General features: G+C 74.1%; 10 protein-coding genes. 2 read left to right on the top strand and 8 right to left on the bottom strand.

Features of this window, described 5'->3' with window-relative positions; all coding sequences use genetic code 11:
• Nucleotides 1-13 precede the first annotated feature (13 nt).
• Both Q3Y56_RS28130 and Q3Y56_RS28125 read left to right on the top strand, forming a co-directional pair.
• Nucleotides 14-841, top strand: coding sequence for a class I SAM-dependent methyltransferase (locus Q3Y56_RS28130; RefSeq protein WP_304464594.1), 828 nt, complete (start codon nucleotides 14-16; stop codon nucleotides 839-841).
• Between the two features lie 81 nt (nucleotides 842-922).
• Nucleotides 923-1273 carry a VOC family protein gene (locus Q3Y56_RS28125; RefSeq protein ID WP_304464593.1) on the top strand — a complete coding sequence of 117 codons (351 nt, stop codon included), beginning with the start codon at nucleotides 923-925 and terminating at the stop codon, nucleotides 1271-1273.
• On the opposite strand, the gene Q3Y56_RS28120 is transcribed toward Q3Y56_RS28125, so the two are convergent.
• The 8 genes from Q3Y56_RS28120 to Q3Y56_RS28085 form a co-directional block, all read right to left on the bottom strand.
• Nucleotides 1225-3375, bottom strand: coding sequence for a DUF5107 domain-containing protein (locus tag Q3Y56_RS28120; protein ID WP_304464592.1), 2151 nt, complete (start codon nucleotides 3373-3375; stop codon nucleotides 1225-1227). The genes Q3Y56_RS28125 and Q3Y56_RS28120 overlap by 49 nt on opposite strands.
• A 236-nt stretch (nucleotides 3376-3611) precedes the next feature.
• On the bottom strand, nucleotides 3612-3857 hold the full coding sequence (locus Q3Y56_RS28115) for a DUF1049 domain-containing protein (RefSeq protein WP_304464591.1): 246 nt from the start codon (nucleotides 3855-3857) through the stop codon (nucleotides 3612-3614).
• Between the two features lie 113 nt (nucleotides 3858-3970).
• The gene (locus Q3Y56_RS28110; protein WP_304464590.1) at nucleotides 3971-4687 is read right to left on the bottom strand and encodes a 4'-phosphopantetheinyl transferase superfamily protein; all 717 of its coding nucleotides are present in this window, start codon (nucleotides 4685-4687) and stop codon (nucleotides 3971-3973) included.
• Nucleotides 4688-4759: 72 nt separating this feature from the next.
• Entirely contained in the window at nucleotides 4760-6748 is a 1989-nt protein-coding gene (locus Q3Y56_RS28105; RefSeq protein ID WP_304464589.1) for a prolyl oligopeptidase family serine peptidase, read from the bottom strand.
• A gap of 4 nt (nucleotides 6749-6752) precedes the next feature.
• Nucleotides 6753-8087: a M20/M25/M40 family metallo-hydrolase gene (locus tag Q3Y56_RS28100; RefSeq protein WP_304464588.1), complete on the bottom strand. Its 1335-nt coding sequence runs from the start codon at nucleotides 8085-8087 to the stop codon at nucleotides 6753-6755.
• Nucleotides 8080-8913, bottom strand: coding sequence for a M55 family metallopeptidase (locus tag Q3Y56_RS28095; protein ID WP_304464587.1), 834 nt, complete (start codon nucleotides 8911-8913; stop codon nucleotides 8080-8082). Before Q3Y56_RS28095 ends, Q3Y56_RS28100 begins: the two co-directional genes overlap by 8 nt.
• A gap of 84 nt (nucleotides 8914-8997) precedes the next feature.
• Nucleotides 8998-10125, bottom strand: a complete 1128-nt coding sequence (locus Q3Y56_RS28090) for an acyltransferase (protein ID WP_304464586.1) — start codon at nucleotides 10123-10125, stop codon at nucleotides 8998-9000.
• 299 nt (nucleotides 10126-10424) lie between these two features.
• On the bottom strand, nucleotides 10425-12992 hold the full coding sequence (locus Q3Y56_RS28085) for an ATP-dependent Clp protease ATP-binding subunit (RefSeq protein WP_304464585.1): 2568 nt from the start codon (nucleotides 12990-12992) through the stop codon (nucleotides 10425-10427).
• Nucleotides 12993-13085 lie beyond the last annotated feature (93 nt).

The raw sequence follows: 13085 nt of genomic DNA, 5'->3' as shown, positions 1-13085 counted from the left end.
GGGGGATTCCGCCATGCCGAAGGACACCGCCGTCTACACCCACGGGCACCACGAGTCGGTGCTGCGCTCGCACACCTGGCGTACGGCCGCGAACTCCGCGGCCTACCTGCTGCCGGAGCTGGAGCCGCACATGCGGGTCCTGGACATCGGGTGCGGGCCCGGCACGATCACCGCGGACCTCGCCGAGCTGGTCCCCCAGGGGCATGTCACGGCGGTCGACGCCGCCCCCGGCGTGCTGGAGCAGGCGCGTGCGGTCGCGGCCGAGCGCGGCCTGGCCAACCTCGACTTCGCCGTGGCCGACATCCACGACCTGGACTTCCCCGACGACTCGTTCTCCGTCGTCCACGCGCATCAGGTGCTCCAGCACGTCGGCGACCCGGTCCGCGCGCTGCGCGAGATGTACCGGGTGTGCCGCCCCGGCGGCGTCGTCACGGCCCGCGACGCCGACTACGCGGCGATGACCTGGTACCCGGACGTGCCCGGCATGGCGCGCTGGCAGGAGCTGTACGGGCGGGTCGCGCGGGCCAACGGCGGCGAGCCAGACGCCGGCCGGCGGCTGCTGTCCTGGGCCCGGCGGGCCGGGTTCACCGACGTGACGGCCACCGCCGCCGTCTGGTGCTTCGCCGCCCCGGAGGACCGGTCGTGGTGGAGCGGCATGTGGGCGGACCGCACCGTCGCCTCCTCGTACGCGCGGATGGCGGTGGACGGCGGGCACGCCACGGACCGGGAGCTGGCGGACATCGCGGACGCCTGGCGGGCGTGGGGCGCCCGGGAGGACGGCTGGTTCACCGTCCCGCACGGCGAGATCCTGTGCCGCAAGCCGGTCCCCTCCGCGGGCTGAGGAGCGTCGGCGAACCCCGCCGGGTGAGGATCGCCGGCAGACCCGCCACACGCCCGGAAGCGATCAACTAGGCTCGCCCGCATGGACATTCTGGGGACATCACTGCGGGTGTGCGTAGCCGATCTCGACGAGGCGATCACCGTCTACGAACGGCTGACCGGGGCCGAGGCGCTGCGCTTCCAGCGGGGCGGGGTCGCGGTGGCGGCGGTCGGCTGCTTCTTCCTCATGAGCGGCCCCGAGGCGGAGCTGTCGATCCTGCGGAAGGTCACGGCGACGCTCGCGGTGAAGGACGTGGACGAGGCCGTGGCCGATCTGCGGGCCGTGGGCGCGGAGATCATCGCCGGGCCCCTGCCCACGCCCATCGGCCGCAACCTGGTCGCCCGTCACCCGGACGGGTCGGTCTTCGAATACGTCGACCGGCAGGCGGCCTGACCGCCCGCGACCCGACCCTCCGCGGCCGGACCGCCCGGCCGCATCCGGTACTCGTAGGCCTCCGGCAGCGGGTGCGCGGCGCGCGCCCGCTGCCGTACCTCCTCGGTGACCGCTCCGCCCGGCCCCGCGACGAGCCGCTCGGCCGTCGCGAACCAGGTGTCGCTCAGGGACTCGTCGCCCTCGCGCAGGTCGGCCACCTCGATGCCGGCGTCGAGCAGCGCGCGGGCGGCGGGCGCGTCGCCGCGCGCCAGCAGCACCTGGGCGCGGAGCAGCCGGAACCTGCCGCGGTCGCGCACGGCGGGCCGCAGCGCGTCGAGGACGGCCCCGGCGTCGGCGGCGCGGTCCGCGGCCAGCAGCGCGCCGACCGCCTCACGCGCCAGGGCCGCCTCCAACGCGACGTCGTAAGGCCCCGCTGCGGCAGCGGGCGGTGACGGGGCGTCATACGGTGCCGCGTCGTCGTACAGGGCCCCGTCCAGCACCAGCCGTACGGCGCGCAGCAGCCGGTCCGCCGCGCGCTCGGTGTGCCCCGAGGCGGCGTCCGCGACGGCCAGGCAGCGCAGCGTCCACGGCGTCTCGGCGTGCAGCAGCGATCGCTCCCAGCTGCGCGCGGCCTGCGCCCGGTCGCCCGCGTGCCACTGCGCGACCCCCAGGTGGAAGTCGGCGGCGGCGCCGGACGGCGCGGTCTCCAGCAGCTCGCGCCAGGGCGGTGCGACCAGCGACGCGCCGGGTCCGGTCGGCGCCGTCCATTCCGGCAGCGCGCCGGTGCGCAGCAGGGCCCGCCAGGGCTCCTGCTCGGCGCCCTGGGTGGCCGGGTCGAACGGGGTGCCCGGCAGGTCGAACCCGGCGCGCTCGGCCTCCAGGGCGCCCCAGCCGGAGCCGGTCGCCAGCGTCTCCTTGGGCTCGTTGTCGGCGCACGGCAGCCAGGCGGCGTACGCCGCGTCGACCGCGGCGCGCGGCAGGTCCGCAGCGAGCCGGACCTCGACGGCCGCGCGGGCCGCCGCCCAGTCGGCGCCGTGCACGGCGGCCGGGTCGGCGGACACCGGGCCGTACGCCTCCAGCCAGCTCAGCTCCTGACCGGCCTCCAGCGGAAGGTGCTCCAGCTGGGTGCGGGCGAGCCCGGCCTGGATCTCGGCGTAGCCGCCGGTGCCCGGCTCGGTGAGCCAGCGTTGCCAGTGGCGGCCGCCCGCTCCCGCGCCCCAGGCGAAGAGCTTGCGGCCGCGCAGCAGGTCGGTGGAGGTCTGGACGAGGCCGTGCCCGTCGCCGTCGACCGCCGCGATCCAGCGGCGGGCGGTGTCGGGCACCTCGTAGAAGTAGTCGGCGGCGTGCTCGCCGCGCAGCGGGTACGTGACGTCGGCGCCGCCCCACTCCGGTACGGGCACGTGGCGCAGGTCGCGGCGGTAGCCGAAGTGCCAGGCGGCGTCGGCGGGCACGAGCACGCGGGTGCGCCCGGTCTCCGGGACGGCGGTGTTGGACCACCAGTAGACGGGCACCCGGTGGTCGTGCGGATTGCGGATCCGTACGCCGACATGGAGGAAGTCGGAGCCGTCCGGCAGCCACAGATCGACCTGGAAGGGCAGGTCCCGCAGCCGCTCCCACTCCCACAGCCGCACCATCTCCCCGCCGTCGGGGGCGGCCACCCGGGCGGCGTGCAGCGGGGCGCAGGACAGCGCGCCGTGGCCGGTGGCGCCGATGTTCCACTCGATGCCGCCGGAGAACCAGGCGCCGTTCAGCGCGAAGTCCGCGGGCTGGAACACCGGGTTGCGGTAGAGGAGTTCGCGGTCGGTCGGCTTGTGGTGGAGGGAGTGGATCCGGCCGCCGAGTCCGGGCAGCACGGTGGCGCGCAGCCGGTCGTTCTCGATGACGATCGCGTCGAGGTCGCAGGGGGCGCGGCGCCGCCCGTACCCGTCGCGCAGCCGCACCGGCAGCACCGACCGCAGCCGCCCGTAGCCGATCTGCCGGGCCGCCTCGGCGGGGAGCGCGGCGCGTGCGTCGTCGCCGACCCGGTGCACCTCGTCCAGGGGCCGCAGGGCGGGCAGCGGGTTCTCCGGCCCGAGCGGGGCGGCGGGGAGGGTCAGCACGGTACGTCGCACACTCGTGGCCACAGCGGCACTCAGTCCTTCGCCCAGGGCCACCTCGGCTGCGGCGACCGTCAGATGACCATGGAACAACGGCCGGGGCCGTGTGAACAGGGCCTCCGCCGGTCAGAGTTGCGCAAAGACGATCTACGACTCGTTCTGTGCGGAGGTGTTGACCATCTCGGCGTGATCGCCCAGCGGTTGTGGTCGCGCCAGGCCGCCACATCGGCGACGGGCCGCCCCCGGCCCACCGGGCACGTCGCCTAGCGGCGGCGGACCAGGAGGACGCCGCACAGCACACCGACGACGCCCACGGCGAGCAGGGCGAGCCACAGCGGCATGGTCACCTCGGGGACCAGCAGCCGGATCTCGACCTCCTTGGTGTTCTCGAAGACGAAGACGAGCGCGAGGACGGCGGCGGCGAGCGCGGTGATCCTGCGCGGGGTCAGCTCTCCCCTGAGGCCGCCCGCGCGGTCGCCACCGGTCTTCTTCGTGGTCGTGGGGCTCATGGCAGGACCCTCCCGTCGGGAGCCGGAGGTGCGGGCCGGGCGCCGGTGGGCCCGGCCCTCTCCCTCCAGGGTCCGGCATGGGCGGCCGGGCCGCCCGCGCACGGCCTACGAGGTCACTGGACCGGCCGCGCCAGGACCGCCCGGGCGGCCGCGTAGCCGGGCCGGACGTCGCCGACGGGCAGGTCGGCCAGCGTCCAGGAGCCCACCGGCACGGGGTGGGGGCCGGAGCCCACGTAGTCGATGGCCGGGTCGCGGGACAGGCCCGTGCCGAGCCCCTTCAGATAGGCCTCCTTGCGGGTCCAGCAGCGGGCGAACGCGGCGGGCCGGTCGGCGTCGGGCAGGCCGGCCAGCTCGGCGCGCTCCCTCGGATGCAGGCTCGCGGCGACCTGGTCGACGACGGAGACCGGCTGTATCCGCTCCACGTCGGCGCCCACCGGGGCGTCGGCGAAGGCGAAGAGCACCAGGTCCCCGGCGTGCGACATGTTGAAGTGCAGCGGGGTCCCGGTGACCGCCGGGCGGCCGTGCGGGGCCCCGCAGCCGGGGCACGGTTCGCGCATGAACGGCACCGCCGCGGGATCCAGGCCGAGATACGCGCCGAGCAGCCGGCGCAGCCCCGCGTGCGCGGCGCGATACCGCTGCCGGTCCTCATCCCGGACGAACGCGGCCGCCCGGTCGCGCTCCTCGGCGTCCAGGATCGTGTCGGCGAGCGCGCCGTCCGGTCCCGCGGCGTACTCGGAGACGCTCAGCAGCCAGGTCTGCGGCTCCCCCTGCCAGCCGTCGGGCACGGCGTCCGGCAGCGCGTCCCGGCCCAGCATCCTGATCTCGGTCATCGGTGGCTCTCCCCCTGTGTGTCGGCGACGACGTATCGCTGTCGATCACGCTACCGCCTCGCCGATACCGGCTCACGTGGTCAGGGTCAGCACCGGCACGTCCGGCCGGTCGAAGCCGAAAGCCTGCGCGTACAGGGAGAGTTCGGCCTCCAGCGCCCGGATCATCGTCTCCTCCTTCCGGAACCCGTGCCCCTCCCCGTCGAAGGTGAGATACGCGTGCCGGATCCCTCGCCCGCTGATCTCCTTGAGCAGGCGCTCGCACTGCTCCGGCGGGCAGACCGGGTCCGCCAGGCCCTGGAGCAGCAGGAACGGGGCGGTGACACGGTCGGCGTGGTGGATCGGGGACTGCTCCCGGTAGCGGTCAGGGTGCGCGTCGGCGGGGCCGAGCAGGCCGTCCAGGTAGCGCGACTCGAAGTCGTGGGTGCCGCCCGAGGCCCACTCGGCGGGGTCGAGCACCGGGTACTTGATCGTCCCGCAGGCGTACAGGTTGGTGGTGCCGAGGGAGACCGCCGCAGTCCAGCCGCCGGCGCTGCCGCCCCGGATCGCCAGCCGGGCGCGGTCGGCGGTGCCCTCGTCGGCGAGCGCCTCGGCGACGGCGGCGCAGTCCGCGACGTCCACCACGCCCCAGTTCTCCCGCAGCCGCTCCCGGTAGGCGCGGCCGTAGCCCGCCGAGCCGCCGTAGTGCACCTGGGCGACGCCGATCCCGCGCGAGGTGAAGTAGGCGATCTCCAGGTCCAGGACGAGCGGGTCGCGGCAGGTCGGGCCGCCGTGCGCCCACACGAGATACGGCGGCAGCTCCCCGTCGGGGCCGGTGCGGCCGGGGTGGTGCGGCGGGTGGACGTCGGCGTGGATCTCCCGCCCGTCGGGGCCGGTGAAGGTGCGGGAGCGCGGGCGGGAGTAGTAGGCGGGGTCGACCGGGTCGGTGTGCTCGGCGCCGATGACGCGGGCCCGGCCGGTGCGGGTGTCCAGTTCGACGACCTCGTATCCGCTGCGCGTGCTCGCCGCGACGCCGACCACCCGGGTGCCGGAGGCCGCGAGGGTGGCGTCCCACTCCGTCCAGGGCCCGGAGGCGTCGGCGAGCTCCCCCGTCCGCGGGTCGAGGATGCCCAGGACGGCCCCGCCCCGGCCGTGGAGGACCGCGATCAGTCCGCTGTCGAGCGGCAGGAACCAGCGCCGCCCGATGCGCCACAGGGGCCCGGCGAACTCCTCGGCGCGGGGGCACAGGCCGATCGACCCCGCGTCGTCGGCGTCGGGGTCGATCCGCCGCAGGTTCCACCAGCCGCTGACGTCGGAGACGTACAGCAGGGTGCCGTCGGCGGCCCATTCGACCTGTGCGACCGCCTCGCCGTCGCCGCCCACCAGCGGGCGGGCGCCCGTGAAGGTGCCGTCCTCGGTGACGTCGGCGAGCATCACGACCGTGCCGTCCCAGGGCATCCGCGGATGGTCCCAGGCGAGCCACGCGGCCCGCCGCCCGTCCGGGGAGAGCTTCGGGCCGGTGACGAACCGGTGGGCGCCGTCGGTCAGTTCCCGCAGCGCGGCGCGGTCGTCGGCGGCCGAGCCGTCCAGCGGCACGGCGGCGAGCACCCGGCGCACGTCCGTTGCGGCCTCGCCGGTGAACTCCTCCAGCACGCCCCACACCTCGCCCCGCTCCGGGTGCGGTCGCAGGTCGGCCCAGCGCAGTCCGCCGCCGACCGGGGAGAGCGGGGTCAGCGGCCGCGGCGGGGCACCGCTGTCGGGCTCGTACGCGTACAGCCGCTGGTCGGCGAAGTGCGCGAAGACGATCAGCGGGCCGCCGGCGGCCCGCGGCGTGCCGGTCCAGGGGGTGCCGCCGTACTCGATCACCCGGCTGCGGACGTTCCACGGCGCCGGCAGCGCGGACTCCTCGGTGCCGTCCGCGCGCCGCCGCACCAGGGTGCGGCGGCCGCCCTCGGCCGGGCGGGGCGCGGTCCACCACACCTCGTCGCCGACCACGCCCACGTATTCCGGGCGGCCGTCGCGCGACGCGGCGAGCGCGGCGCCGATGGGTGAGCTCCAGGTCCCGTACGGGGCCGTGGACACCATGGGTTCATGCCTCCTGCAGGAAGTGGTCGAGTACGCCGACGCCGAAGCGCAGGGCGTCGACGGGCACGCGCTCGTCCACGCCGTGGAAGAGCGCCTGGTAGTCGAAGCCCTCGGGGAGCTTGAGGGGAGAGAAGCCGTATCCGGCGATGCCGAGCCGGGAGAACTGCTTGGCGTCGGTGCCACCCGACATGCAGTACGGCACGACGTGGCCGCCCGGGTCGAAGTGCTCGACGGCCGCGCGCATCGCCGCGTACGTCGGGGAGTCCACCGGGGCCTGGAGGGCGACCGCCCGGTGATGGAACTCCCAGTCCACGTCGGGCCCGGTGAGCCGGTCCATGGTGGCCCGGAACTCCTCCTCGCCGCCGGGCAGCAGCCGTCCGTCGACATAGGCGGTGGCGCTGCCCGGGATCACGTTCACCTTGTACCCGGCCTCCAGGACCGTGGGGTTGGCGCTGTTGCGGACGGTCGGCTCGACCAGGGCGGCGGCCCGCCCGAGCTTGGCGAGCAGCTCGTCGACGTCGAAGCCGGGGGCGTCGAGGTCGGCGGTCACGCCCTCCAGCTCGGCGAGTGCGGTCAGCGCGGCCCGCACCGTCGGGGTCAGCCGCACGGGCCAGCGGTGGGCGCCGATCCGGGCGACGGCGGAGGCCAGCCGGGTGACCGCGTTGGCGGGGTTGTTCTTCGAGCCGTGGCCCGCGGTGCCGCGCGCGGTCAGCCGCAGCCAGGCCGTGCCGCGCTCACCCGCGGCGATCGGGTAGAGGCGGCGGCCGGGACCGGCGTGGAAGGTGAAGGCGCCGGTCTCGCCGACGCCCTCGGTGCAGCCCTCGAACAGGTCGGCGTGCCGGTCGGCGAGGAAGCCGGAGCCGACGGCGGCGCTGTCCTCCTCGTCGGCGGTGAAGGCCAGCACGATGTCCCGGCGGGGCCGCACCCCGGCCCGGGCCCAGGCCCGGACGACGGCGAGGATCATCGCGTCCATGTTCTTCATGTCGATCGCGCCGCGGCCCCACACCACGCCGTCGCGGATCTCGCCGGAGAACGGGTGCACGGTCCAGTCGGCGGGCTCGGCGGGCACCACGTCCAGATGGCCGTGGAGCAGCAGCGCGTCCGCGCCCGGATCGGTGCCCTCGACGCGGGCCACCACATTGGTCCGGCCCGGCGCGCACTCCAGCAGCGTGGGGGCGATGTCCGCCTCGCTGAGCTGCTCGGCGACGTACTCGGCGGCGGGTCGCTCGCGGCAGTCCCCGCTCCCCCGGTTGGTGGTGTCGATCCGGATCAGGTCGGAGGTGAACCGCACCACCTCGTCCAGCGCGGTCGCGTCCATGGCGTCGTACCGGTCAGCCATACTGCTCCTCCACCGCGGCGGAGACGACGGTGGTGACCGCCTTGAAGCAGCGGATCGCCTCGTACATGGTCGGCGAGGTGTACGCCACGCGGCGCTCACCGCTGCGCTCGACCCCGGGGACGACGGTCGCCGCCCCGGCCAGATGCTCGGCGTCGAACTCCAGCTCCAGGGCGAACGGGCCGCCGCGCGCCGGTTCGTGCCGCACCGCGAACGCCGCCGCCTCCTTCGCCGCGGACCGGATCTCGGCCGCCGTGGCGGCGGGGGTGCGGCACACCGCCGCGTACCGGGAGACGTAGTCCTTGACGGCGACGAGGCGGGCGTCCGGCGCGTACGCCCGCGCGTCCTGGCAGGTCCGGTCGTCGCCGGTCACGAGCACCACCGGCACCCCGTACTCGGCGACGACCAGCGAGTTCAGCAGGCCCTCGCTCGCGCGGACCCCGCCGACCCACACGCCGGTGACGGAGTTGGCGAGGTAGGTGTGGGCCAGGACGCCCTCGGTGCCCGCGCCGGTGTGGTAGCCGACGAACGCGACACCGTCCACGTCACCGTGCTGCACGCCCTCGACCATGCTCAGGCTCTTGTGCCTGCCGGTGAGCATCCGCGCCCGCTCGTCCAGCTCCTCCAGCAGCAGGTTGCGCATGTCCCAGTGCGCCTCGTTGACGAGCACCTCGTCGGCTCCGCCGTCGAAGAACCCGGTGATCGCGGCGCTCACGTCCGAGGTGAACAGCCTGCGGCAGCGCTCCCACTGCGGCGTGCCGGGCAGCACGTCCGCCGGCCAGGTCACCCCCGTGGCGCCCTCCATGTCCGCGCTGATCAGGATCTTCACGGGTCTCTCCGTTCCCCGGGCCGGCCGATCGTCTCGACATGACTATGCCCATGATGACCCGCGCGGCGCGGGGAGACCCGCGGTTCAGCGTCGTGTTGGCCCTGTCAGTACGTGAGTTGGCGCCGCCGGCGCGTCCGGCTGCCCGACCGGGTCCTGGGCCGGCTGCCCCGGCGCCTCCGCCGCGGCCGGGGCCGAATGCCGCCGCATGTCCTCCAGGCCCCGTTGCAGCGACCGCCGCAGCGCCCGGCCCAGCGGGCGCTCGACGCACCGGTGCAGGACCCAGGCGGCCAGCAGCATCACCGCGATGACCGCGAGCACCAGCACCGGCGCGGGCATGCGGCCCTGGAGCCAGTGGATCAGCGTCAGCCCGATGTACTGGTGCACCAGGTACAGCGGGTAGGTCAACGCGCCCGCCGTGGCGAGCCGGCGCCACCGCACCCGGTCGAACGCGCCCAGGGCGACGCCCGCCATGATCGCGAACATCACGGCGATCGCCAGCCGCGCGGGCCAGAACGGGATCGGGTCCTCGGTGTCGGTGAGGTTGTCGGCGATCCGCTTGCCCACGTGGTGCTCGGCCAGCAGCAGGGAGACGAGCACCAGCGCCCACAGCAGTGCGTTGGGCCGGTAGCGGTGCATGAGATAGAACGCGATGCCCGCGACGAAATAGGGGGCGAAGAGCGGCATAGCCCACATGTCGAGCAGTTTGTTGTCCGCCGTGGGTGCGATGACCGCCGCCGCCGTCCAGATACCGCAGAACATCACGCACCTACGGTAAGTGACCCCGGTGGCCACCACGATCGCGAAGAGCGCGTAGAACTTGAGCTCGATGAAGAGCGTCCAGTAGACGCCGTCGACATCGGATACGCCCAGGCCCTGCTGGAGCATGGTGAGGTTGGTGACCACCTCGTCCCAGCCGGCCACGCTGCGGACCTGCGGCCACAGCGTGACCACGGCAGCGGTCAGCAGGACCGCGACCCAGTAGGCGGGGTAGATGCGGGAGATCCGGGACACCACGAAGTCGCCCAGCGTCCTCCCCCAGGTGCTCATGCAGATGACGAACCCGCTGATCAGGAAGAACAGCTCGACGCCCAGCCAGGCGTACTGCAGGCCCTGGTGGAGGCTGGGGAAGATCGTCCGGGGGTCCTGGTCCCAGCCCCCGTACAGGGCGACGTAGTGGTACATCACGACCATGAGGGCCGCGAGGAGACGCAACAGGTCCAGAACATAGAGTCTTGGTGCCGACCGCCGGAGGGTCGCCCCGCCATCGAGATCGCCTCGTCCGGCGAATCGCATATCGTCGTCTCCTCCTCACTCGCGGGATGATGCACTCCCGCGCGGAATCATTTCCGGTGCATGCTGACATACGAAAGCCCGAACCGCCGTAACAGGGGTCTCCGAGGGCCTCATTGCATCGCTTCGCCGAAAATTCGGATAAAAATTCCGCAATAAGCGGAACCGAGCGGCCCGGTCCGTCATCTGAGGTCCTTATGGCGGCGAATGCGGCGCGATATTCAGGGCCGGGCGTCGATGGCGCCGGCGGCGTTCGCGGTGTCGTCCGCCGCCTCGGTGCGGAACGCCAGTCGGTCCTCCGCCACCGCGACCCGCACCCGCTGGCCGCCGGCGAGCCGGCCCTCGAGCACCATCTTGGACAGCGGGTTGTCGACCTCGCGCTGGATGGTGCGGCGCAGCGGCCGGGCCCCGTACTCGGGCTGGTGGCCGCGGTGGACGAGCCAGTCGACGGCCTCCGGGGCGAAGTCCACGCCGATGTCCTGCGCCCGCAGCCGGCGGCGGGTCTCCTCCAGCAGCAGGTCGGTGATCTGGTGCAGCTGCTCGTCCGCGAGCCGTCGGAAGATGACGATCTCGTCGATGCGGTTGAGGAACTCGGGCCGGAAGTGCTCGCGCAGCGGGCGCAGCGCCCGGTCCCGCGCGGCGACCTCGTCCGCCTCGGCGCCCTCGGCGCCGAACCCGAGGATGCCGCGGCCGCCGACCGCCTCCGAGCCGAGGTTGCTCGTCATCACGATGACGGTGTTCTTGAAGTCGACGGTGCGGCCCTGGGCGTCGGTCAGCCGCCCGTCGTCCAGCACCTGGAGCAGCAGGTTGAACACGTCCGGGTGGGCCTTCTCCACCTCGTCCAGCAGCACCAGCGAGTACGGGTGGCGGCGTACGGCCTCGGTGAGCTGCCCGGCGTCCTCGTGGCCGACGTAGCCGGGCGGGGACCCGACGAGCCTGCTGACGGTGTGCCGCTCCCCGTACTCGCTCATGTCGAGCCGCACCATGCGCTCCTCGCTGCCGAACAGCGCCTCGGCGAGCGCCCGCGCCAGCTCGGTCTTGCCGACCCCGGTGGGTCCGAGGAAGAGGAAGCTGCCGATGGGCCGGCTGGGGTCGGCGAGACCGGCCCGGGAGCGCAGCACCGCGTCGGCGACGACGGTGACCGCCTCGTCCTGGCCGATGACCCGCCGGTGGAGGTGATCCTCCAGGCCGAGGAGCCGGTCCTTCTCCTCCTGGGTCAGGCTGCTGGCCGGGATGCCGGTCTGCCGGGAGACCACCTCGGCGATGTCCTCGGCGGTGACCTCGATGACCAGCCCGTCGCCGGTCGGCTCGCCCAGCCCCGCCCGGATCCGCCCCTCCAGCGCGACGATCCGGTCGCGCAGCTCGGTGGCCTGCTCGTAGCTCTCGTCGGCGACCGCCTGGTCCTTGTCGCGCTGGAGCTGTTCGAGCTCGCGCTCCATGGCCCGTACGTCGGTGGCCGGAGCCTTGGCACGGAGCCGGACCCGGGCCCCGGCCTGGTCCATCAGGTCGATGGCCTTGTCGGGCAGGAAGCGGTCGGTGATGTAGCGGTCGGACAGCTCCACGGCGGCCAGCAGCGCCTGGCCGGTGTACCGCACCTGGTGGTGCGCCTCGTAGCGGTCCTGGAGCCCGCGCAGGATCTCCAGCGTGTCCTCGGCGGTGGGCTCGGGGACGAGGACCGGCTGGAAGCGGCGGGCGAGGGCCGCGTCCTTCTCGATGTAGCGGCGGTACTCCTCCATGGTGGTGGCGCCGATGACGTGCACCTCGCCGCGGGCCAGCGCGGGTTTGAGCAGGTTGCTGGCGTCCATCGCGCCGCCCTCGGAGCCGCCGCCCGCGCCGACGACCGTGTGCAGCTCGTCGATGAAGATCACGAGCTGGTCGGTGTGGGTGCGGATCTCCTCGATGATGCCGTTCATCCGCTGCTCGAAGTCGCCGCGGTAGCGGGTGCCGGCGACGACGCCGGACAGGTCCAGCGCGATGACCCGGCGGCCGACGAGCGTGACGGGCACGTCGGCCGTGGCGATCCGCTGGGCGAGCCCCTCGACGATCGCGGTCTTGCCGACGCCGGCGTCGCCGATGAGCACCGGGTTGTTCTTGCCCCGGCGGGAGAGCACCTCGACGGTCTGCTCGATCTGCAGCTCGCGCCCGATCACCGGGTCGATCTGGCCGGCCCGGGCCAGATCGGTCAGATCGCGGCCGTACTTGTCGAGCAGCGGCGTCTCGCTCGCCGCGGGCCGCTGCTCGGCTCCGGCGGGCGGCGTGCTCTTCGGCTTCGCGGCCGCGGCCGGGTCGAAGTGGGCCGCGTTGAGGATCCGGCCCGCGGCCGAGTCGGGGTTGGCGGCGAGCGCCCTGAGCACATGCTCCGGGCCGATGTAGGAGACGCCGTTCGCCTGCGCCAGGTCGTGGGCGGCGAGCAGGGCGCGCTTGACCGCCGGGGTGACCGATATCGCGGACTGCGGCGGCCCGTCGCCGACCGTGCGGTCGATCTCCGTGACCAGCGTGTCGGGATCGGCACCGGAGCGCGCCACCAGGCTTCGGGTCGGCTCGGTGGTGAGCGCCGCCCTGAGCAGGTGCTCGGTCTCCAGGTCGGTGCTGCCGTGCTCGGCCGCGTACGCGGCGGCACCCGCGACCAGCTGCCGGGCGGGCTCGCTCATCAGTCGGCCGATGTCGATCTGCCGGGGCCCGGACCGCGGCCCGCCGGGCACGCCCGTCGTGCCGCCGAAGAAACGCGAGAGGAACTCTTCGATCGGATCCCGGCCGGAGCCCTTCGGACCCATTGACCCGCTGCTCATACGTGTCCGATCCGGTGTCCCGACTCCCCGAGCGGGCTCCTGTCCGGCTGCCCCGGCCGGGACACACAGCGCTGATAGACGTGGTCTTCCCGA

This window comes from Streptomyces sp. XD-27, from assembly GCF_030553055.1.
GTDB lineage: Bacteria > Actinomycetota > Actinomycetes > Streptomycetales > Streptomycetaceae > Streptomyces.
Note: the sequence above shows the minus strand (reverse complement) of the source record. Positions and strands in the feature narration are given on the sequence as shown.